This window comes from Acidobacteriota bacterium (assembly GCA_040754075.1).
Classification (GTDB): Bacteria; Acidobacteriota; Blastocatellia; order UBA7656; family UBA7656; genus JBFMDH01.
Genome location: JBFMDH010000005.1, coordinates 201,534 through 223,947, shown reverse-complemented (window position 1 = coordinate 223,947; position 22,414 = coordinate 201,534). Strand labels below are relative to the sequence as shown.

The following is a 22,414-nucleotide window of genomic DNA, read 5'->3' as shown; positions in this document are numbered from 1 at the left end:
GTGACCGTTAAGTGTGACCTTTCAGCTTTTAGATTTGGTCAAACAAAGACATCAAATATCAAGACCGCATCTATTGCTAATTAAATGACTATTAACCCGCTTTTTCTAGAACTGGGAAGGTGGCGCGACGATTTTCGACCATTTCACGGGTGACCATGAATTCTTTGACCTTCTTGTTCGATGGCAACATATACATGACATCGAGCATGGTTTCTTCGAGAATCATTCGCAACCCGCGCGCCCCGACCTTGCGTGTGCAGGCCATATGGGCAACGGCTTCAAGTGCGTCATCGGTAAATCTCAGTTTTACGCCCTCAAATTCAAATAGCTTTTTGTATTGTCGGGTCAAGGCGTTCTTTGGTTTGGTGAGGATTTCCACCATCGCCGCCTCATCAAGTTCATGCAGCGTGCCAACCACCGGCAATCGTCCGACGAACTCCGGAATCAAGCCGTATCTGATTAAATCTTCCGGTTCGGCGTGTGCTAGGGTTTCGCTCAGTCGCTGCTTACGAACGCTTTTCACGTTGGCATTGAACCCCAGAGCTTTCTTACCAATGCGTTTTTCAATAACTTTCTCAAGCCCGACAAAAGCGCCACCGCAAATGAATAGAATATTGGTGGTATCAACCGGAAAGAATTCCTGATGGGGATGTTTGCGACCACCTTGCGGCGGAACATTGGCAACCGTGCCTTCTAAAATTTTCAACAGTGCTTGCTGCACGCCTTCGCCCGACACGTCGCGGGTAATCGAAGGGTTTTCGTCTTTGCGACAAATTTTGTCGATTTCATCGATGTAAATGATACCGGTCTGCGCCCGTTCAATATCGCCGTTTGCTGATTGCAATAATTTCAAAATGATGTTTTCGACATCTTCGCCAACATAACCCGCTTCCGTAAGCGTCGTTGCATCAACAATCGTAAACGGCACGTTGAGCATACGCGCCAGGGTTTGCGCCAGTAAGGTTTTTCCGGTGCCGGTCGGGCCAATCAACATGATGTTCGATTTCTGCACTTCGACATCAGAGTTGCGCCGCTTCATGATTTCAATACGTTTATAGTGTTGATAAACCGCAACCGCGAGTTTCTTTTTGGTGTCATCTTGACCGATGACATAATCGTCGAGAAATTCTTTGATTTCGATGGGCTTGGGTAAAGGTGGACGACGGGCTGCGGATTCCTGTTGCTGGTCATCAGTAATGATTTCGTTACAAATATCGATGCATTCATTGCAGATATAAACGGTTGGGCCGGCGATTAATTTTTTGACTTCGTTTTGGGATTTGCCACAGAACGAACATCGCAGTGTGTCGTCACTTCGTCTCATCAAGACCTCTTTTTATGAAAAATCTTCCCCGCGGTTGCTAAGAATCTATTAAATTACGAAAGGGCTGCTCTATTCAATGCTTTTTTGTCTTATTCTCGGTGAACCAGGACTTGATCAATCAAACCATACTCTTTGGCTTGATTCGGATTCAAAATCCGGTCACGTTCGACATCGAGTTCAATTTTTTCCATCGGTTGCCCGGTGTGCTTTGCCAGTATCTGACTGGTCAATTGACGCATACGCAAAATCTCTTCCGCATGAATTTTAATATCGGTGGCTTGCCCGGATATGCCGCCCATTGACGGTTGATGAATCAGGATGCGCGAATTCGGCAGGGCGAAACGTTTACCGGCAGTGCCTGCGGTCAAAAGCAGCGCGCCCATTGAGGCGCATTGACCAATGCAAATCGTCGTTACATCGGGACGAATGAATTGCATGGTATCGTAAATCGCCATGCCGGCGGTAATCGAACCGCCGGGGCTGTTGATGTAAAGCGAAATGTCACGGTCAGGGTCTTCGGCTTCCAGAAAAAGAAGCTGCGCGACAATCAAATTCGCAATCGTGTCGTCAATCGGCGTGCCTAGGAAAATGATGTTGTCTTTCAGCAGCCGCGAATAAATATCGAATGCGCGTTCGCCTCTCGCCGTCTGTTCGACAACCATAGGCACAAGCGCCATGTGCATATCGAGGGTTTTGTTATAGTCGCTCATGATGGCTTATTGTTCCTTAGAAAAATCTGGCGCAGAGGGGTGTGCCTTCGGGTTTGTGGAGGCTGCAACTAGAGAGAGCCGCAGACCACCCAGTTTTCAATCACCCTTCAGACTGACTCTCCTCATTGCCGCTTGTTGTTTCTTCCTTTGTTTCTTCTTCTGCGTCTTTCACATCGGCAGAAGCGATAACCAGATCAAGGGCTTTTTGGTGTTTAATCTGCCCTTTGATGGTATCTAGCCCCTCTTCCCTTGTCAAGCGAGCCTTCAGCGCCGCAACCGTCTGATTCATAGACTTCGCCAGCGGCTCCAACTCCTGGTTAAGGTCATCGTCCGTCACTTCAATTTTTTCGTTTTCCGCGATGCGGTCAAGCACAAAAAATCCGCGAATGGTATTTTCCGCAGCCGGGCGGAAATCGTCGTACATCTTCTTCCAATCCAGATTCAAGGCTCGCGGGTCAATCTGCATCTGCATCAATTGGTTTACGTAATTACTCATCTGCTGTTCCATCTGCTTTTTCACCATGCCTTCGGGAACTTCAAATGAATGCGCCTCAACCAGTTTATCAAAAGCCTCGTCGCGTAGATGATTTTCCGCAGTCTTTTTTGCCGCTTCTTCAAACTGCTGGCGGAAATCGGCGTTCATTTCATCAACCGAGTTGTATTTTTCATTCACGCCTTTGGCGAATTCATCGTCAAGTTCCGGCAATTCTTTGGTGCGCACGGCGCTGACTTCCAGGGTGTAGTGCCAGCGACGATTCTTATGCGATGGGCTGCCATAATCTTTCGGATAAACGATAGTAACTTCGCGCGTATCCCCGGCTTTTGCGCCCGCAAGCGCGTCTTTGAATTCTTTCAAAGTATTCGGATTGCTGAGGTCAACATCCTGAGTTTCCCCGCTAACTTCATTGATGATTTCTTCCTCATCATCTTTTTCATCCGCTTTGTCTGAGGCTTCATCTTCAGGCGTCGCTTCTGCCGCTTCAGCATTTTCAGACGGTTCAACCTCCGCAGCCTCTGTAGCCTCATCGGCATTAGCCTCTGCTGCCGCTGGCGTTTCGTCAGTCTCTTCAGCGGGCGGTGTGTATTCAAGGTCAGCTTTGCCGGAAAGGGTTACAGTGACGATGTCGCCTTCTTCGGCGCCACGCTCTTCGACAGGAACCAGTTCGGCTTGATTTTCGCGCAACCGATTGATGAATTTTTCGACATCTTCATCGCTGGTTTCATGAAGGTGTCTGGTCAGCGACAGCCCCTTATAATCGGCAAGCTCGAAACTCGGCGCAACTTCAAATTCAAAGGTCGCTTTTAAGGAATCATCCAGCCCGAAATGCGGTTCTTCGTGCATATGCGGTTCCGAGACGACTTTGAAATCGTGCTCTTTTACCGCTTCATCAAAGGCATTCGGCAACACTTCAGCCATCGCTTCATCGCGAAGCTCTTTGTGAAAACGGGTTTTAATGATTGACATCGGCGCGTGCCCCGGACGAAAACCTGGAATAGTAATTTGTTTGGAATATTTTTTTGCTAAACGATCAACCGTGGCGCGAATCACTTCGCCAGGGATTTCCAGATGCAATTGCTTTTGACATTTTTCTTTATCGGTAACGGTGATATTCAATTTTTTATTCGCCTTTCTAAACACTAAATGACAAGCGGGAAGTTGATGAGTTCAGGGGTCGCTTGTCACTGGAAATTTTGATGAGTTGATGCCGGGGGCGGGACTCGAACCCGCACGCCGCGAAGCACTGGCTCCTAAGACCAGCGTGTCTGCCAATTTCACCACCCCGGCTTGTGTTGTTTGTGAGATCGTATCAATCGTGCTACCTGATTTTATTCTTCGATTACTAAAGAAATAACATAATCGAAAGCCGCACCATTGGCAACCATCGGCTGAACATGGTTGTGGGTGATTGACTTGATGCATCAGTCCGGTTGTATTCCTGCTGATGATTTGTTGTTGAAGCATGGATCGTTGCCTCAATAGTCTGTTGTCGAAGATAGGAAGATTATTTCGCAGACGCGCAGGTTCTCTACTTGAAGGTGACTTCCCAGCGGATTGAGCGGATGGGGGCGGATTTTTCACGCCCACCGATTTTACAATTCGTCACAGCCTATACCCAACCAGCGACACCGTTTAAATATCCGCATAATCCGCCGCATCCGCTGGGAATGTCCATTGATATTGAGCGCCATCATCTTTCGTAAAAATCTTCATTCTAAATCTTCTACTGGTCGTTCATCTTGCATTAGCCGATTGCCATCATCCGCTTCGAGAAAATAGAATCGCTTTATGACGCTGGCATCTCTGCTGAAATCTTTCCGTAAAGTATTTGCCGCATCGCAAAATCGCGAATCGCTTGATGAAAAAACTGATGTGGCAGATGAAACGGATGAAGACTTCGACCCAATGAATCCCTTTCCTGACCCCGTGGTGATTGAGTTTCGCGATGTGCTCGACCTGCATTCGATACCGCCAAAACAGATTCGCGCCGTTCTGGAAGATTATCTCGAAGAAGCCTGCGCGCGCCGCGTGCGATACCTGCGCATCATTCACGGCAAAGGCATCGGCGTGCAACGCGAAATCGTGCGCTCAATTTTAGCCGATAAAGCTTATGTGAAAGAGTTCCGCGACGCGCCAATGGAAGCCGGCAGTTGGGGCGCAACGATTGTGGAATTGAAGACAACCATTGATTAACTTTGCTTCAAAATATTGCAAAGCATTTCGATGCCTTCAGCAATTCGTTCCGGCGATTCTTTGGAATAAGCCAGTCGCAAAGTATTGGTGCCGCCATCGTCAACGAAAAATGGCTGACCGGGAACATAAGCGATGCCGCGCTCGATGACCTGCGGCAAAATTTCTGTTGTATCAACCTTGCCCGCAAGTTCCATCCACAGGAAAAATCCGCCTACGGGTTTTGTCCAGCGCGCGCCCGCAGGCGCGTGGCGTTCAAGAGTTTCAAGCATGGCATCGCGACGCACCTGGTAAAACCGGCGAATTTCCGGCAAGCGTTTTGCCACCAGTCCTGAACGGATGGCTTCGGCAACGATGGCTTGATCAAAAACGCTTGAAGACAAATCCGCGCCTTCTTTAAGGGTTTCGATTTTCGCAGAAAAAGCTTTGGGCGCAACCACCCAGGCGGTGCGCAGTCCCGGCGCCAGCGTTTTGGAAAAACTGCTCAAATAAATCACCCGTTCGCGATTCATCGCTACAAGTGGTTTGAGTTCCGTCGCGTCTTCGGCAAAGTACAATTCATAGTACGGGTCGTCTTCGATAATCAGAAAATCATATTCATCGGCAAGCGCGAGTAACGCTTTGCGTCTCTCAAAAGAAAGCGTCACCCCCGACGGATTTTGAAAATTGGGAATCGTGTAGATACATTTGACGCGCCGCCCCTGAGCCTTTGCCTGTTCGAGCTTTTCGCGCAAATCATCAATCACCATGCCGTCGTCATCCTGTTTGACGCCGACCATTCGCGCTTGTCCGTTATGCAAAGCGATGATGCCGCCGATATAACTCGGCAGTTCCACGAGCGCGATGTCGCCGGGACTAAACAGCAATCGCGCAATCAAATCCAAACCTTGCTGCGAGCCGGTAGTCATCACCACTTCATCTGCCGAACAGCGGACGCCGCGCTCCGCCATAATCGCGATGACGCCTTCAAGCAAACTGCCAAGTCCGCGCGTTGCGCCGTATTGCAAAGCGGCTTTGCCTTTGTCGCGCACGGTTTGAATGGCAATTTCGGCAATCTCTGCAATCGGAAAGGTATCGACGCTGGGTGCGCCGGCGGCAAACGAAATTACCTTGCCGCTGTTGGCGAGCGCCGTGAGTTTGCGTATGACGTTGGGGCGTAAGGTGCGCCCCACTTCAGAAAGCAATTCTTGGTAATCAATCATCATGGTTCAGTGTTTGGTTTTGGCGTTCGTGAAAATGTCTGCATCAAGTCGAACGCCAAACGCTTCGCCGGATTTATTTGTCTACGACATCGAAAGTGAATTGAAACATGGCGGTCTTTTGCGCCGGATCATCAGATATGATGGTTACGCTTTTGGTATGCGGGCCGGGCGCTTTGCCGGTTTCCACTTTAATTTTGATTTTGCCGACCTGACCAGGTCGTAGGACTTTGGGAAAGTCCACTGCCGTGCATCCTCAGCTTGGCGATACCGATTCGATATTGAGCGGACTTTTGCCGGTGTTTTTAATATCGAAGGTGCGCACCAGGGTTTTATCGGTTTTCACCTTGCCGTAGTTGGCACTGGTAACCGGCAATAGTAATTTCGGCGCGTTGGCGGGCGCGACCGCTGGTTGCGGGGTCGGCGCTACCGGTGGTGGTGTCGGCGGAATGACCGCGACGGTGCCTTCAGCCTTTACGACTTTTGAACCGTCGGCGCGCGCCTCTTCCGGCGGTTGATTACTTTGATTCTCATTACCGGTTTGCGGCGTCGAACTGGAACAGGCAATGACCAGTAACGGCAACAAAAAAATTAGTAGAAGTGACTTTTTCTTGAACATAGCGCCAATAATTTATCAAGAGATGCAAGGGCTGACTAGCATTGAATGCAGAGTGACATTTTTAGGCTATCGGAATTCACAATTTGTGTCCGTCATTTTTCATTGAATTGGAGGCAGGAAATCGGTCAGTGAACGAATCAGGTCAGATTCAGTCAATCTCTGTCAACGCCCTTGACTGCTTTCTTTCATTGTGGTTGAAACCCGCCTGCAAAATATAAAAAAAACCCCGTATTTATTGGGCTTTTTACGAGCCATGTTGTGGAACGCGAATTGATATTTATCACTGCGTAAATACGAACAATGGGTTTTAGGTGGTATATAAAAATATGTCGTTTGAAAGAAATATTACCCTTAAAGCAGTTTGCTTAGGTGTATGTGGCAAAACGAACTGTGCCCCCAGCCCCCTGCACTTTTTCGGATTGAATTTGATAACTTCGGGAGCTTGATATAAGCCCCCAGCCCCTTAAAAAATTTACTCACGTCAATAAATGCCGGGTTCTAAGGAATACATGCCCCATTTCCTCACCCGTCGGGCAGGATGCCTCCCAAATGTTCCGCCGACGTGAGACGTCGCAGCGCCGATTTGATTGCCTCCAATCGGCGCTGCGTTGGTATTTGGGGGAACCTCGCCATCACTTTCCGCATAATCAAATTACCTGATGCCAATTCCCTGAGTAACAGTCAAAGTCCAATGACCTGCGCAACCTTTGACCAATACTTAACCAACCTTTGAAGATTCGATTTATGGTTTCGGTTTTTTTAACGCATTGGTGTTGGTGTCGGTGGGCAGCGTAGCTTGCGCGACAATCAGACCTTTGTCTGTGGCAATGACCAGAAGGTTATCGGTAAACACCGGTTGGGCGACGATTTCATTGCCTTTATCGAGTTGATAGAAATTGACTCGCCGCCCGTCACTGTTCAGAAAAACTGCAATGTGGTCGCCTCGAAACGGAGCAATCAATACCGCGTCGCCTTCGACAATCGGCGTTGCTGTCAGGCGGTTTTCAAAGCGGCGTTTCCAGATTTTATTGCCGGTGGTTTTCGCAATCGCATAAATGAAATTATCAAATGAGGCAACCAACACCTGATCGCCAATCAGCACCGGCGAGGTTTCAATTCCTGCGCCGGTGCGGGTTTGCCATTTCAGTTTGCCTGTCAACCGCTCAAGGGCATAAACCTGCCCGTCGCCGGAACCCAAGTACAAATATTTTTCATCAATCACCGGCGTACAGGCAATTTTCCCTTTGCTTTGAAATTTGAAAACTTCATGCCCGTTGTCCATTTCAACGCCGCGAAGCGCGCCATCATCACTGCCAAAATAAATCACCGATTCAAAGACCAGCGGACGCGAACGTATGACATCCGAAGTTTTTGCCTGCCAGATAATCGCGCCATCATCTGCGGAAAGCGCATACAGCGAGCCGTCGGCATTGCCTGCATAGAGGCGCTTGCCGCTGATGGCAAATGATGAGGTGAAGGGGCGCGGATAATCCCGCGCCCACAAGGTTAGCCCGGTGAGCTTATCGACAGCCCGCAGCGCCGCCCCGGCTTCGCTGCCATCGTCTGCAAATTTGCGCGTCGCGATAAAAACCGCCGACTCGCCGATTGCCACCGAAGCGGAAACCTGTCCACCGACTTCATCCATCCACACTCTTGAGCCGCTTGCGCGGTCAAGGCAGATGACCCGCCCCTGAGCCAACGGTAAATAAATTCGCGCCTCATCAACGCTCGGCGCAAGCGTCGTCGTATCATCCAGGTATTGCCAGATTTTTTTGAAGGGCAAAGCGAGCCGCGAAGTTGAAACCGCGCCGTCTTCTGCAACCATCGGTACTTTTGCGGGCAGCGGTTTAACCGCTGCGGGTGCAGGTTGACTTTGCTCGACAACCTGCGCCAGACCAACTTTGGCAAACGGGTTCATCAGGCATGAAATGATTGAAAGAATGAAGAAAAAATTTCGCACCCCTAGATGTTTCTCTTTTTCGAGTAGTTTTTCAAGAATGAATGACACCTTCATCGGGTTCAAAAATGCCAGTACATCGGCACCAGTATCAAGGTCAGAATAATTAAAATGAAGGTCATCAGTGCGCCGACTTTCACAAAGTCCCGGAATTTATATTTGCCGGGGCCATAAACGATAATGCAGGACGGCTCAAACGGGGTAACGAATGACACCGAAGCGGCATACATAATCGCGATAGCAAATGAACGCGGATTGGCGCCGAGTCGTTCAGCCGTTTCGATTGCCACAGGCAACACCACCAGCGCCGCCGCCGCATTGGACATCGGCTGCGTCAAAATCACCGTCAACAGAAAAAATCCGCTTAGAATCAACGTCAAGCCGACGCTTTGCGGTACGCTCATAACCAGCGGATTCAAACCATTGACGATTTTCGTAGCCAGAAATTCAGCGGCTCCGGTTTTATCCATCGCGGTTCCAAAAGCCGTCATGCCGCCAATCAACACCAGCAATCGCCAGTCAATAAATTCGTAGGCTTCTTCAACCGTGATGCAGCGAAGCAGCACCGTGAGCACCGCCGCTAATAAAAAGGCGATGGATAAGGGCAACCACCCGATTGACCCCGCAAAGATGGCAATGGAAAAAAACAAGACCGTGTACAAGCCTTTGCGTTGTTTATAAGGTCGCGGTTTGAACTCTTCAAAAACCCATAAATCGGAGCTACGTTTCAACGCATCGATTCGTTCAGCCTGCCCTTGCACCAAAAGCAAGTCGCCAAAGCGCAAACGAATGTGCCCGAGTTTGTCGCGCAGGGATTGCCCTTGACGATAAATCGCCAGCGCCACCATGCCGTAACGGGCGCGAAAATCGACTTCCTTCAGCGTTTGTCCGATCAACTCGGATTGCGCGGTAATCAATACTTCGGCAATCTTGATTTCGTCATTCTGCAAATCCAAATCGCCCAATTTAATATCGGCGCGAATCTCGATGCCGGCGGTCTCTTTGACTTTCAATAATTCTTCGACCATGCCTTCAACCAGCAACATATCGCCGGCTTCGATGGTGGTGCGCGGCGTCGGTAAGAATTTCTCTGCGCCGCGCACGACTTCCAATATGCGGAATTCCTTTTTCGATAAATCGGATTCAAATATGCGCTGCCCGATTAAATCGGAATTTTGCATCACCACGATTTCCGTCAGGTACTCGCGCATGGCGTACTCTTCGGTGAGGCTTTCATCGCGGTAAGCCGGCAGCAATCGCTTGCCGATTAACATCATATAGAGAATGCCGACGACGCCGATAATCAAACCGATAGGGGTAATTTCAAACATGCTGAGCGGTTCAAGCCCGACTTTGGCAATATAACCGCTCACCGCGACATTGGTTGAGGTGCCAATCAGCGTACAGTTGCCGCCGAGTATCGACGCAAAAGCCACAGGCATGAGCAGTTTTGAAGGCGAAAGTTTTGCTTGTCTGGCAATCCCGATAACCGGCGGCGCAAAGATTGCCGTCACCGTGGTGTTGTTCATAAATGCCGACACCGCAGCGACGACACACATGACATAAAACAACAGGCGGTTTTCGCTGCGGTTTGCCAGCGTATGCAATTTCGAGCCGATGGCATCCAGCACGCCGCTGTTTTGCAAGGCACCGCTGATGACAAAAATGGATGCCAGGATGATGATGATGTCATTGCTGAACCCGGCAAAAGTTTCATTGGGCGTGAGAATTCCGGTCACCACCAAGGTGATGAGCAGGATGAAGGTAATAATATCGACCGATAGTTTTTCTGAGGCAAACAGAATAATCGCCAATACCAACAGCCCCAGAACAATTGCGATTTGCATAATCGGAAAACCTCGCTACGAGCCTTAATCGCGGGCAACGAGTATAACATTGCCTCATGAACATTTCGTCAGTGCCTGCTGTCTGAATGGGTCACGCCCGGTCATTTTCGCCTGCGGTTAAGAATCAGTTGTCAGTACCGTGTGCATAAACGGGGAAGCTTTCACGCAATCAAATAAGCGAGCCACGTTTATCGTGTGAGTTGATAAAACCAGCGCGGTTGGCCTGCGCCTTGCGCTTTCAGAAAATCCGTAGCCGTAAAACCCGCCTTGATAGCGGCAAGAAACGCCTGCTGTATGGCGTTGCGCCAGTTGGCGGCGTGTTGCGGATTGGACGCTTTTAAAGCATTGATGTTATGCGGAATTTCAATGAAACAAACATTGCCGGCAAATTTATTTTCTATATCCGCAACCACCCGCGGCTCATCGTTTTCAAAAATCACCAGCAAAGGGGTCTCGGCATTCAACGTCAGAACTTTTTTCTCCCGCGTTGTCGCATCGGTTTCAATGCAGGCTTTGACGCGGTCGCTTGTCAGGTGCCAGTCAACCCACAAACGGTCTGTGCCGGTGCCTTGATGCAAAGGACTGGTGCTCGAATCGCCATAAAAATTGACGTAGTAGCGATTGCAGGTGACGCCGAGTTTTACAAAATTGAAATAGGCATTGAGGCTTTGCAGCGGGTCAAACGTCCAGGTGATATGGGTGATGCCGCGTTCAAGCGCCGCCTGGCGTTGCGCGAGTTTGAGATAAAACCCGACCTGAAATTCACGACCGCGCCAGTTGTCTCTCACGGCTGCCATATGCGAGTGCAGCGAAACTTCGCCCGCTTCGATTGCCGGAAACCCGTAAGCAAACCCCATCATCTCATCGCCTTCAAAAGCGCACAGCAAAATCGCCCCGGCGTGCTGACTGGCAACCAGCATCAATGAACCGACAATATCGAGGTCGCTGCATTGCCAGGCTTCGCGCTGAATGTCTTCAACCTCGTGATAATCGCTATCTTGCGCGGCTTCGCGTATATAAAATTTTCTTTCACCGACGCGCCATTCAAACATTTAATATGCCTCTTCAAAATTATTTTATCGCGCAGAGTGTAGCTTGAGAGTTTTTGATTGCCAAGTAAAGAGGGAGGTGCTTTATGATGTAACAAAGTATGAATACCGCATTGGAAATCAAAGCGATTTGTGAACGCATTGCCCGGGAATTTCACCCTGAGCGAATCATTCTGTTTGGCTCGCACGCCGTTGGCAACCCGCACGCGGATTCCGATGTTGATTTGTTAGTTGTGATGCCTTTTGAAGGACGACATACCGAACAGGCAATCAAAATCCTGAACAAACTGAATGTGCTTGCGCCGATTGATTTGTTGATTCGCACACCTGAGCAGGTGCAGGAAAGAATTCAAATCGGCGATGCCTTTATGCGCGATATTATTGAACGCGGCAAGGTTCTTTATGAAGCCAATCACAGGTGAATGGGTTGATAAAGCGGAGGGTGATTGGATTGCTGCTCAACGCGAAGCGCGTGCCCGAAAAAATCCGGTTTATGATGCCGCTTGTTTTCACGCCCAACAATGCGCTGAAAAATATCTCAAAGCCCGCTTAGAAGAGGATGGAATTGCCTTTGCCAGAACTCACAACTTAATAAACCTGCTTTCGCTCGTCCTGCCGATTGAACCGACCTGGATCACTTTACAACCGAATTTAAATGCCTTGAATGTTTATTGCCCGCACAGCTTTTTTAAATTGCTTTGCTGCGCTGGCGTCGCGTCTTCGCGGATTTCCAGTTTCCAATTCTGCGTCGTTTGTCCACTTGCTTTTACAAATCGCAAACCGAACCAATCGAGCGCCTCCGCATAATCCAACTCTTCGGTTGAGGCGAGCGTTTTTCTAAACCACTCGCGCAAATCCGTCCCGGCAACCGCTTCCGCCGTTTGGCGAAAGTCATCGGCGGTAAAACCACGCGCCTTGCTGAACCGGCGGAATGCCAGTCGCATCACATCATCCAAACTTTTTTTGCCCCGCGTCGCCCGTTGAATTTTCGCATCAAGCAAAAAACCGACAACATTGCCTTTGACATAATAACTCACGGTGTTACTTGCAGCGTTCACGCCCGACATACTGTTGGTCCAGACATTGAGCGATGATTGCTCAAGGGTTTGCAAAAATCTCCCCGGACTGTTTTGCAGTTGTTCGATTTGCGCAGACATTCGCGCCAGCAAATCCTGGGTGTTGGCAAGCCCGGCGCGCGCGACCATTAAATCGCCGTAATAGCTCGTTAGTCCTTCGGAAATCCACAGGCTCGCGGTGGTCGGCGGTTTTTCATAATCAAAGGGTCCAAGTTCAACCGGACGCAATCGCTTGACGTTGAAGGCGTGAAAATATTCATGGCTGACGAACATCAGCCAGCGAAGCGTCGGCAAGGTGTCTTTCGGCGAACTGGTAAACAAGGTTGAATCTTTATGCTCCAGTCCGCCGCCGCCTTGTCTGAAAATGCTCAGAAACACATAACGCTTGAACGGCAAAAAGCCCCAGAACCGGTGTGTGGCGCGAACGATTTTCTGTAAATCTTCAGCGCCGCGTTCGCCATTCCAGTTCGCCCTGTCGCCCGCATTCACGACAAAATGTTGGCTTCCGGCAACCGTGAATTCATGAATGTCGAGATTGCCCGCAACGATTGGTGAATCAACCAGCGCATCGAAATCAACAGCACGGAAATCATTCGTCGGATTTGCGGGGGGGGATTCAAGCGCGGTCATCGCTTGCCATTTCGCGGGCATCTGTAAACGAATTTCTGCCGGGCGATGGAGTTCGCCGACTCGTGTCATAAAGGTTGCCGCGCCATTTAACACAGCCAAATCTTCGCCGACCCAGTTGGTCGTCACCGAACGCGAATTGCAAAGCAGCCGATATGAAATAATGATTTTTGCCGCGCCATCGGTTTGAATGCGCCAGCGATTTTTTTGCGATTGTTCAACCGTAAGCGATTTGCCATCAGTGGTGCGCGCCGTGAAATTTTGCACGCGCTCGGCATAATTTTCGACGCGATAAAAACCCGGCGACCAGATTGCCATCATCAGTTCAACCAAATGCCTGCCATCGGTTGGCACGACGCTTTCGATTTCGGCAAAGTGGGTTTCGGGCGCGGGAAATTTAATCGTGTGAACGATGGGAGCAAGTTTGGCGCGCGCCTCAACCGTAACGCCGCATAAAGAGATAAAAGCGACAGCGAACAAAATAGATAAGAAGCGTTTTTGCATAACCGGCTCCTGAAAATTATTGATTGAAAAAATAATGAAGAAACGAACGATTAAGCATTTGCCACATCGCCGACGCGGTGGACTTTCATTGAAAGCGATAGCGTCACGTCTTCTAAGCGACCTGCCATCATCACCACGATTTCGCCGCGTTTGGCGAGGTTGTACTGCAAAATCGCGCAATCGGCGCGCGCCAGCAACTCTTGTGATTCAATGGTGCAGCCTCCCAAAAGGTAAGGTTCGATGCCCCAGGACACCGCCAGTTGTTTACAGGATTCAACCACCGGCGTCAGCGCAATGATGCGTTGACGCGGACGCAGTGCCGCGATGCGCCGCGCCATATGTCCGGTTTGCGTAATCACCACGATTAAATTGCAACCGACCTCTTCAGCGGCAAAAAGTGATGCCTCGGCAATCGCCCGCCCGAGCGACCCCGATTGTCTTCCGAAAATCGTCTGGCGCATGGCGGTCTGCGCGGGTGAATTCATCTCTTCCGTGGTGCGAATGATTTTGTCCATCATTTTCACGGCTTCGACAGGAAAACGCCCGACGGCGCTTTCGCCCGAAAGCATCACCGCATCTGACCCGTCGAGAATCGCATTCGCTACGTCCGAGGCTTCGGCGCGCGTCGGTCGCGGGCTTTCAATCATCGATTGCAACATCTGGGTTGCGGTGATGATGGTCTTATCGGCTTTCAAAGCTTCGGCGATAATTTGTTTCTGCAAAACCGGCACACGTTCGGTAGAAGTTTCAACCGCGAGGTCGCCGCGCGCCACCATCACGCCATCGGCAACGCTCAAAATATTGGGCAAATCATCAATCGCTTCGGGCTTTTCGATTTTGGCGATGAGTCGCGCATGACTGCCGAATTTCTTAATCAATTCTTTAGCGCGCTGACAATCCTTAGCCGCGCGCACGAACGATTGCGCCACTAAGTCGGCTCCCGCTTCGATGCCGAACTGCAAATCGGCTACATCTTTTTCGGTAATCGAAGGAATGGAAATCTGCGCGCCCGGCAGGTTGATGCCTTTGTGATTGCCCAAGCTGCCGCCGTGAATGACGCGGGCAGTGACTTCGCGTTCAGTTGTGCTTAAAACTTCCAGTTCGATTTCACCATCGCTCAGTAAAATCCGGTCGCCGGTTTTTACTTCTTTGGCAAGCAAAGCATAATTTGCCGAAAAGCGCGTGGCGTCGCCCTCGATTTCTTCGGTGGTGATGCGCACCTCTGCGCCTTCTTTGAGTAACGCTGCGCCTTCGCGCAAATTGCCTGTGCGGATTTTCGGACCTGACAGATCAATCATGATGGCGACAGGTTTTTTCAATTCGTCTGATACCTGACGAATACGGCGGATGACTTCGCCGTGATGTTCGCGTGTGCCGTGTGACATATTGATGCGCGTGACATTCATTCCTGCGTCAATCAAGGCGCGCAAGTTTTCGATGGATTCCGAAGCCGGGCCGATGGTTGCGACTATTTTTGCTCTACGCATAAGAGAGCAATTTAGAGCACGCGCAAGATGCGGTCAATGTTTTGCGCCTCGGTTCAGGCAGTGTTATAAATCACGCGACAGTGGAAAAGATGACGAAACAAACGGAAATAACCGAACCGACGGAAAGTTTAAGAGCGATAAAAAGCAAATCAATCCTAAATAATAATAGTTTGCTTGTTGACTCTACTCCGTTTGTTCCGTTTATTCCGTCTGTTCCGTATTCTGTGTTTCGGTTTTAATGCTGAACCAGCCGAGGGGTACACGTTTACCGCAAATCCATTCAGGAGATGATTGAAATGACGAAAGTTTTTTTAATGTTGGCAATCTTGCTTTTTGCCGCAAGCGGCGCATTCGCGCAGGAAGGTTTTCCGCTGTTTACCAAAGATTTTCCGCCCGAAGAATTCGCCGCGCGGCGCAATGCGATTTACGATGCCATCGGGCAAAACGCTATTGCCATCATTCAAGGCGCGGAAAGCCCCACCGGGTACACGCGCTTTCGCCAATCGAATGAGTTTTATTATCTCTGCGGTATCGAAGCGCCACACGCTTATCTGCTTTTGGATGGCGCGATGCGCCGCGCCACGCTTTATTTGCCGCATCGCAACGAAGGCAGAGAGCGCGGCGAAGGCAAAATGCTCTCTGCCGAAGACGCGGAGTTGATTAAAAAATTGAGCGGCATCGATGCGGTCGCGGGAAGCGATCTGCTTGCCGAACATCTGGCGCGAATGGCGCGCGGCGCCAGTATGCGAACCCTTTACACGGCGTTTGCTCCCGCCGAAGGCTTTGCCGTGAGCCGCGATTTGGCGCTGCGTTACAACGCCGATATTGCATCGGATATCTGGGACGCGCGGGTGTCGCGTGAAGGCACTTTTATTAATCTCCTGAAGACGCGCTTTCCGCAATTTGCCGTGCAAGACCTCACGCCGGCGCTCGATAAACTCCGCCTGATTAAAAGTGATTGTGAACTCGCATTGATTCGCAGAGCCACGCGGCTTTCGTGCTTGGCGATTCAAGAGGCGATGCGTTCGACCGTGCCGGGACTGATGGAACACGAACTCGACGGGTTGGCGAAATTCATCTACTACCGCAACGGCGCGCAGGGCGAGGCTTATTATTCGCTGATTGCCAGCGGTCGCAATGCCTGGTATCCGCATTATAACGCGGGCAAAAAGCAGATGGCGGATGGCGAATTTTTGCTCATGGATTTCGCGCCTGATGTCGGTTACTACATGAGCGACATCACGCGCATGATGCCCGTCAATGGCAAGTTCAACGATTGGCAACGCGAGTTGTACGGCTTTTATCTCGGTTGTTATCAGGCGATTTTAAAAGCCATTCGTCCGGGCGTCACCGCGCAGGTCATCAAACAGGAAGCCGCCGCCGAGATGCAGAAGATTTTAGCCGCCGCGAAATTTTCCAAACCGGCTTATGAAAAAGCGGCGAAACAGTTTGTGGCGAGTTACGAACAGTCTGCGAAAAATCCGCGCACCACACTCGGTCATTGGGTGGGGATGTCCACGCACGATGTAGGCTTTGATGCGGGACCGCTTCGCGCCGGAATGGTGTTTACGATTGAACCGGCGCTTACTGTGCCGGAAGAACAAATCTACATTCGCCTGGAAGATTTAATCATCATCGGCAACCAGAAAGCCGAGATTGTCAGCGATTGGTTGCCGATGGAAATGGATGCGATTGAAAAGCTGATGAAAGAAGACGGCTTGCTGCAAAAGTACCCGAAGGATGTTGGGAAATAGTCAGTCAAACCGACTCTCCAGACTTGCCAGAACAATATGACTTTACGAACCGGCGATGGCTTTGTTGATTGCTGCATCGAGTTTGGCGGCGTGCGAATCGTCGTAACCAATCAAATGGGCGATGACTTTGCCGTTGCGGTCAAAGACTAACGTCTGCGGAATGGTGTCGTTTTCTTCGCCGAGATAGGCGATGAACATATCGTCTGAGGCGATGCCGACGGTGTAGTTGATATTGAATTGACTCACGAAATTGCGAATGCCCTGTTGCGAAGTGCGACCTTTGTCATCAATGTGCAGACCGACGACTTCGACGCCGCGTTCCTTTTGCTCTCTGGCGATGCGCACCAGTTGCGGAACTTCTTCGCGACACGGCGGACACCACACCGCCCAGAAATCCAACACCAAAACTTTGCCTTTATAACTGGAGAGTTTGAACGAACCGCCGTCGAGATTTTTTACATCGAAATCGGGTGGCGCAGCGGCTTTTGCATTGGCTGCATTCGATGTTGAGTTATTGGCGGGCGGCTCGGCTGTGGGCAAAGCAACAGTGGACACGGCTTTGCCTTCGTCGGCATGGGAAAACAACGTATAGCCGAGGGTCGCAATCAACGCGACAACGACAATCGTGGCGATGATGCGACCTGTAGACCAGAAATTCTCTTGTTCACTTGCCATCTTTATCTCTCCAGGCTTTTCGCTTTACTCTTTTTCAGTGGTGATGCTCTCTTCGCTGTCGGTGAGCGGAATTTCGACGCGATAATCTTCGCTTGCCCATTTGCCTAAATCGAGCAGCTTGCAACGTTCGGAACAAAACGGGCGGTCAGGATTATCTTTCCAGGTTGTTGGTTTTCCGCAAGTCGGGCACTTCATCGCTAAAACTCCTTGTACGAGAATTCAGAAATCAGGAGTCAGAAGACAGAATAACCAACTGACTTTGAGTTCAAAATAAAAGTATAGTGGCATAACTCGAAAAATTTAAGCTCGCGATGATTCGCCTTGAAAATCTCCGACTCGCCATAGAGAATGCCGGACGCAAAGCAAGTAAAAAGGCAAAAGTAAAAAGGCAAAAATTCAGCCAAACACTTTTTTACTTTTACCTTTTTACTTTTTACTTTTACCTTTTTAACGTCTATGAACGAAGCCATCGAACAATCATTACTCGTCGTCAAAGAGCCGCCGCTTGCGTGGCTCATCATTAATCGTCCGTTTTCGCGTAACGCCGTGAACCGCGAGGTCTGGAGCCGGCTTGCCGAAGAGACTAACCGATTGGCAAACGACGACACGATTCATGCCATCATCATTCGCGGCGCGGGCGACAAAGCCTTTGTGTCAGGCGCGGACGTTTCCGAATTTCCTGATATGCGTTCAAATGCCGAACTCACACTTGAATACGACAGGCTGGCAAATGCCGCTTTGCAGGCGTTGATGGATGCGCCACAACCGGTGATTGCCATGATTAACGGCGTCTGTTTTGGTGGCGGAGTGTTACTGGCGATGACCTGTGATTTACGCTTTGCCGCAGACCACGCGAAGTTCGGTATTCCGGCTGCCAGATTGGGACTCGCCTATCCGTTTGAGATGGGAGTGCGGCGTCTGGTGAAACTTGTCGGCGCGGCGAACGCCGCCGATATACTGTTTTCGGGCGGCACCTTTGATGGCGAAGAGGCTTTAAAGATGGGGCTTGTGAATCGCGTGGTTGCAGGCGTCGGGCTTGAAGCCTTTACTCGCGAATATGCGTTGAAGATGGCGGAGCTTGCGCCGCTTTCGCACCGCGCTCACAAGATTGAAATTCAGGAAGCGATGCTTGCTGACGAGGGCAGAGATATTTCCCGCGCCACCGACGCCGTGCATCGGTGTCTCGATAGCGAAGACCATCGCGAAGGCATCAACGCTTTTTTAGAGAAACGCAAACCGGATTTCAAAGGCAAATAATGAGTGCGGCAACACCCTTAAACATCAGCATCATTAACGCGCTTGCCAGAACCCATCGGCATTGATAAGTTTGCTGCTCACCTCTTAACTTTCAGTGGATTCATTAACCAACCTAGCTTTTATCAGGAGGAATTGCGATGCCCAAAACCCGCACCTTTATCCGCGCTTTTGGTTTACTCACACTCTTTTCAATGCTTCTTGTCTGGTCGCCCGCAAGCTTCACTCAGGAAGATAAATCAGCATCAAGTTCGCCGCTTAACGGTTTGCGCTTTCGCGAAATCGGCCCCGCATCGGCGGGCGGGCGCATAGATGATTTCGCGGTGCTTGAAAGCAACCCGGCAATCTTTTATGTCGCCACCGCAACCGGCGGTCTCTGGAAAACCCAAAATCAAGGCACCACGTTTGAAACGGTTTTCGATAACGAATCAACCTCATCAATCGGCGATGTCGCGATTGCCCCGACCGATGCCAATTTGGTTTGGGTCGGCACCGGCGAAAACAATAACCGCCAAAGTTCATCGTGGGGCGAAGGCATTTTTAAATCGGTTGATGGCGGCAAGAGTTGGAAAGACATGGGACTCCGCGATTCCAAACACATCGCCCGCATCATCGTTGACCCTGTCGATAACGATGTGGTGTATGTCGCGGCGCTCGGCAGCCTCTGGGGCGCAGGCGGTGAACGCGGCGTTTACAAAACCACAGACGGCGGACTCACCTGGGCAAATGTTTTAAAGACCGATGCCGATACCGGCGCGACCGAACTGGTGATCGACCCGTCGAATAACAAAGTGATTTATGCGGCGACCTATCAACGCCGTCGCGCCACCTGGGGCTTCAATGGCGGAGGCAATGGCAGCGCGATTTATAAAACCGCCGATGCGGGACGCACCTGGACGAAACTCACGCAAGGCATTCCCGAAGGCGTAAAGGGGCGCATCGGCTTGGATGTCTATCGCAAAAACCCCAACATTCTTTATGCCCGCATCGAACATCAACGCGAAAGCGGCGTCTATCGCTCGGACGATGCCGGCGCAAGCTGGACGAAGATGTCGAATACCAATCCGCGTCCGATGTATTTCAGCCAGATTCGCATCGACCCGAATAACGACCAGCGCATTTATGTGCTCGGCGTGCAACTGCACGTTTCCGATGATGGCGGCAAAACCTTTCGCAATGATGGCGCGGCAAAAATTCACGTGGACTTTCATGCCATGTGGATTAACCCGGCGAATTCCAATCACACCATGATTGGCGGTGATGGTGGCGTCGGCATCTCTTACGACAAGAGCAAAACTTATGTGTGGTTGAAGAATATGCCCATCGGGCAGTTTTATCACGTCTCTTATGATATGAAAGTGCCGTTTACGGTGTGCGGCGGTTTGCAGGACAACAACACCTGGTGCGGACCAAGCAATGTGCGGTCGGCAAGCGGCATCGGCAACGATGAATGGTTTGTGGTGCAAGGCGGCGATGGTTTCGTCGGACTCATTGACCCGACCGACCCGCGCATCATTTATGCCGAATCGCAGGACGGGCGCATGAGCCGCATTGACCGCGCCACCAATGAACGTAAACCCATTCGACCGGAACCGCCCGCAGGCGAAAAACCTTATCGCTGGAATTGGGACACGCCCATGACGCTTTCGCCGCATAATCCCGCGACCATTTTTGTTGCCGCCAATCGCGTCTTTAAATCCACAGACCGAGGGCATTCGTGGAAAGCCATCAGCCCGGATTTAACCACCGCCACAGACCGCGACGGGCTTGAACTGATGGGCGTCAAAGGCAAAGACACGACGCTTGCGAGAAACGATGGCGCGAGTTCCTATGGCAATCTTGTGACCTTTGCCGAATCGCCGAAAAAAGCCGGGGTGTATTACGCAGGCTCGGATGACGGACAGGTCAGTGTATCGCGTGATGACGGGGCAAATTGGGCGATTGTCACCGCGAAGGTTCCCGATTTAGGCAAGAATGCTTATGTTTCCAAACTTGCGCCGTCGCGTTTTGATGAAGCGACGGTTTACACGACGTTCGATGGTCATCGTTTGAATGATTTCAATGCTTACGTTTATGCGAGCACCGATTATGGACAGAGTTGGAAATCCATCGTCGGGGATTTACCGAAAGGTCAGGTGGCGCGCACCATCACCGAAGATTTGAAAAATCCCGATGTCTTATATCTTGGAACCGAAACCGGGGTGTTTGTAACTTTTGATAGAGGCAAACAGTGGCTGCGCCTCAAAGCCAATTTGCCGACCGTTCCGGTTTACGAAATCACCCTGCATCCGCGTGATAATGCCATGATTTTGGCAACCCACGGGCGCAGCATCTGGATTCTGGATGATATGACGCCGCTTCAACAATTTGCCCAAGCCCGCGAAAAAGATGCCTACCTGTTCGACATCGAACCGGCAATACAGATGAACCCGGCGGGCGACCGCATGCGTGAATTTGAAGGCGACATGAATTTTCTGGGAACCAATTCCGAGATAGGCGCAGTGTTTACTTACTACCTCAAAGCCGGTGCTAAAAATTTAGCACTCGCGGTAAAAGATGGCTCAGGTAATGTGGTGCGCGAACTCGCGGGCGATGTCGTGAAAGATAAAAACAAAGTTGGCATCAATCGCGTGATTTGGGATTTGCGCGTTGAGCCTCTGCCGCGCCCGCGTCCGCAACCCGGCGCAGGCGGTGGTGGTGGTGGCGGGTTTGGTGGCGGCGGACTCGGAGGTCCCTTCGTTTTGCCCGGCGCTTATCAAGTTACATTGAAAGTAGACGGCAAAGAGGTGGCGACGGGTTCGTTTACGGTGCAAGGCGACCCCGATATTGCAATCTCTGCCGAAGATCGCAAAGCCGCTTTTGATGCGGCGATGGAAGTTCATAAAATGCAACGGACGTTGAACGAAGCCGCCGAACGCGCCGGTGAATTGAATGAAAAAATTCGCGCCCTGCAACAGGCATTGAAAGATAATGCGAACGCGCCCGCTGCTTTGAAGACCAAAGTCGAAGCGTTTGCCAAACAGTTTGAACCGGTGGGCAGACGATTCGGCATCGGTGCGCAAAATCCCTTTGAAACCGGCAATTTTGAGCGCATCAATGAAAATCTGCGCTTCCGTTTCGGCGGTCTCAAAGGCGGTATTATGGGTTCGACATCGCGCCCGACGGAAACCCAGATGCGACAGATCGCGGAAATTCGCCCGCTGCTCGACAAAGCCGTTCAGGACACCAATGCGGTGATTGCCGCTTTGCCGGCGCTGTTGAAAGAGATGGCGGACGCCGGCATTTATCCCGCGCCGGTGAAACCTATCGGGCAATAAACGACAGGCGATAGTTTGCCCGTAGACCTCTGGTGATTTCGTGCCCACCGATGATGCCTAAAGGTTGGCACGGAAAACCACCGGGCATTTTTTTGTATGTTCGTTTCCCAGCGGATGCGGCGGATACTGCGGATGAGGACGGATAAATTTTTTCGGGATTTATAAACGATTAAACGGATTTATCGGTTTTCAAAAAATCCGCGTGAATCCGCTCAATCCGTCACATCCGCCGGGAAACGAACCTTGATGATAGACGCGATAGCATTCCGTCATAACTTTGAAATAATTTTTACCATTGATTGCCGGTTAAATGATTGAGTGATTGA

19 protein-coding genes, 1 tRNA gene and 1 pseudogene are annotated in these 22,414 nt (G+C 50.7%); 7 read left to right on the top strand and 14 right to left on the bottom strand.

Going from position 1 to position 22,414, the window contains the following annotated elements:
* Positions 1-91: 91 nt before the first annotated feature.
* The 4 genes from clpX to AB1757_07850 form a co-directional block, all read right to left on the bottom strand.
* Entirely contained in the window at positions 92-1,324 is a 1,233-nt protein-coding gene (gene clpX / locus AB1757_07865; protein ID MEW6126939.1) for an ATP-dependent Clp protease ATP-binding subunit ClpX, read from the bottom strand.
* Between the two features lie 89 nt (positions 1,325-1,413).
* Positions 1,414-2,001 carry an ATP-dependent Clp endopeptidase proteolytic subunit ClpP gene (gene clpP, locus AB1757_07860; GenBank protein ID MEW6126938.1) on the bottom strand — a complete coding sequence of 196 codons (588 nt, stop codon included), beginning with the start codon at positions 1,999-2,001 and terminating at the stop codon, positions 1,414-1,416.
* A 133-nt stretch (positions 2,002-2,134) separates the two neighbouring features.
* A complete protein-coding gene (tig, locus tag AB1757_07855; protein MEW6126937.1) occupies positions 2,135-3,649 on the bottom strand; it encodes a trigger factor in 1,515 nt (504 codons plus the stop codon).
* Between the two features lie 89 nt (positions 3,650-3,738).
* A tRNA-Leu gene (locus AB1757_07850) sits at positions 3,739-3,820 on the bottom strand.
* A gap of 245 nt (positions 3,821-4,065) precedes the next feature.
* Here AB1757_07850 and AB1757_07845 point away from each other — a divergent pair.
* The gene (locus AB1757_07845; GenBank protein ID MEW6126936.1) at positions 4,066-4,236 is read left to right on the top strand and encodes a hypothetical protein; all 171 of its coding nucleotides are present in this window, start codon (positions 4,066-4,068) and stop codon (positions 4,234-4,236) included.
* An 85-nt stretch (positions 4,237-4,321) separates the two neighbouring features.
* Positions 4,322-4,726 (top strand): Smr/MutS family protein, encoded by a 405-nt coding sequence (locus tag AB1757_07840; protein MEW6126935.1) that lies wholly within the window; start codon positions 4,322-4,324, stop codon positions 4,724-4,726.
* Here the strand turns inward: AB1757_07840 and AB1757_07835 are convergent.
* The 6 genes from AB1757_07835 to AB1757_07810 form a co-directional block, all read right to left on the bottom strand.
* A complete protein-coding gene (locus AB1757_07835; protein ID MEW6126934.1) occupies positions 4,723-5,928 on the bottom strand; it encodes a PLP-dependent aminotransferase family protein in 1,206 nt (401 codons plus the stop codon). The genes AB1757_07840 and AB1757_07835 overlap by 4 nt on opposite strands.
* Before the next feature lie 70 nt (positions 5,929-5,998).
* Positions 5,999-6,166, bottom strand: coding sequence for a hypothetical protein (locus AB1757_07830; GenBank protein ID MEW6126933.1), 168 nt, complete (start codon positions 6,164-6,166; stop codon positions 5,999-6,001).
* Between the two features lie 12 nt (positions 6,167-6,178).
* Positions 6,179-6,541: a hypothetical protein gene (locus AB1757_07825; protein MEW6126932.1), complete on the bottom strand. Its 363-nt coding sequence runs from the start codon at positions 6,539-6,541 to the stop codon at positions 6,179-6,181.
* Positions 6,542-7,283: 742 nt separating this feature from the next.
* Positions 7,284-8,555 carry a PQQ-binding-like beta-propeller repeat protein gene (locus AB1757_07820; GenBank protein ID MEW6126931.1) on the bottom strand — a complete coding sequence of 424 codons (1,272 nt, stop codon included), beginning with the start codon at positions 8,553-8,555 and terminating at the stop codon, positions 7,284-7,286.
* A 5-nt stretch (positions 8,556-8,560) separates the two neighbouring features.
* Complete coding sequence (locus AB1757_07815) at positions 8,561-10,345, bottom strand: SLC13 family permease (protein MEW6126930.1); 1,785 nt, start codon at positions 10,343-10,345, stop codon at positions 8,561-8,563.
* A 188-nt stretch (positions 10,346-10,533) separates the two neighbouring features.
* Entirely contained in the window at positions 10,534-11,397 is an 864-nt protein-coding gene (locus AB1757_07810; protein MEW6126929.1) for a hypothetical protein, read from the bottom strand.
* Positions 11,398-11,495: 98 nt separating this feature from the next.
* Between AB1757_07810 and AB1757_07805 the strand changes: the two genes are divergently transcribed.
* The gene (locus tag AB1757_07805; protein ID MEW6126928.1) at positions 11,496-11,816 is read left to right on the top strand and encodes a nucleotidyltransferase domain-containing protein; all 321 of its coding nucleotides are present in this window, start codon (positions 11,496-11,498) and stop codon (positions 11,814-11,816) included.
* Positions 11,755-11,994 (top strand): annotated as a pseudogene (locus AB1757_07800) (HEPN domain-containing protein). Before AB1757_07805 ends, AB1757_07800 begins: the two are co-directional and overlap by 62 nt.
* A 68-nt stretch (positions 11,995-12,062) precedes the next feature.
* Here AB1757_07800 and AB1757_07795 read toward each other — a convergent pair.
* Together AB1757_07795 and pyk are read right to left on the bottom strand one after the other, a co-directional pair.
* Positions 12,063-13,601 carry a hypothetical protein gene (locus AB1757_07795; GenBank protein ID MEW6126927.1) on the bottom strand — a complete coding sequence of 513 codons (1,539 nt, stop codon included), beginning with the start codon at positions 13,599-13,601 and terminating at the stop codon, positions 12,063-12,065.
* 50 nt (positions 13,602-13,651) lie between these two features.
* A complete protein-coding gene (pyk, locus tag AB1757_07790; protein ID MEW6126926.1) occupies positions 13,652-15,088 on the bottom strand; it encodes a pyruvate kinase in 1,437 nt (478 codons plus the stop codon).
* Between the two features lie 296 nt (positions 15,089-15,384).
* Between pyk and AB1757_07785 the strand changes: the two genes are divergently transcribed.
* Complete coding sequence (locus AB1757_07785) at positions 15,385-16,842, top strand: Xaa-Pro peptidase family protein (protein ID MEW6126925.1); 1,458 nt, start codon at positions 15,385-15,387, stop codon at positions 16,840-16,842.
* Positions 16,843-16,884: 42 nt separating this feature from the next.
* Here the strand turns inward: AB1757_07785 and AB1757_07780 are convergent, their stop codons facing one another.
* Both AB1757_07780 and AB1757_07775 read right to left on the bottom strand, forming a co-directional pair.
* Positions 16,885-17,517, bottom strand: coding sequence for a TlpA disulfide reductase family protein (locus tag AB1757_07780; protein ID MEW6126924.1), 633 nt, complete (start codon positions 17,515-17,517; stop codon positions 16,885-16,887).
* Between the two features lie 24 nt (positions 17,518-17,541).
* Positions 17,542-17,712, bottom strand: a complete 171-nt coding sequence (locus AB1757_07775) for a DNA gyrase inhibitor YacG (GenBank protein MEW6126923.1) — start codon at positions 17,710-17,712, stop codon at positions 17,542-17,544.
* Between the two features lie 261 nt (positions 17,713-17,973).
* Between AB1757_07775 and AB1757_07770 the strand changes: the two genes are divergently transcribed.
* Together AB1757_07770 and AB1757_07765 are read left to right on the top strand one after the other, a co-directional pair.
* Positions 17,974-18,774 carry an enoyl-CoA hydratase gene (locus tag AB1757_07770; protein MEW6126922.1) on the top strand — a complete coding sequence of 267 codons (801 nt, stop codon included), beginning with the start codon at positions 17,974-17,976 and terminating at the stop codon, positions 18,772-18,774.
* Positions 18,775-18,911: 137 nt separating this feature from the next.
* Positions 18,912-22,088 carry a glycosyl hydrolase gene (locus AB1757_07765; protein MEW6126921.1) on the top strand — a complete coding sequence of 1,059 codons (3,177 nt, stop codon included), beginning with the start codon at positions 18,912-18,914 and terminating at the stop codon, positions 22,086-22,088.
* Positions 22,089-22,414 lie beyond the last annotated feature (326 nt).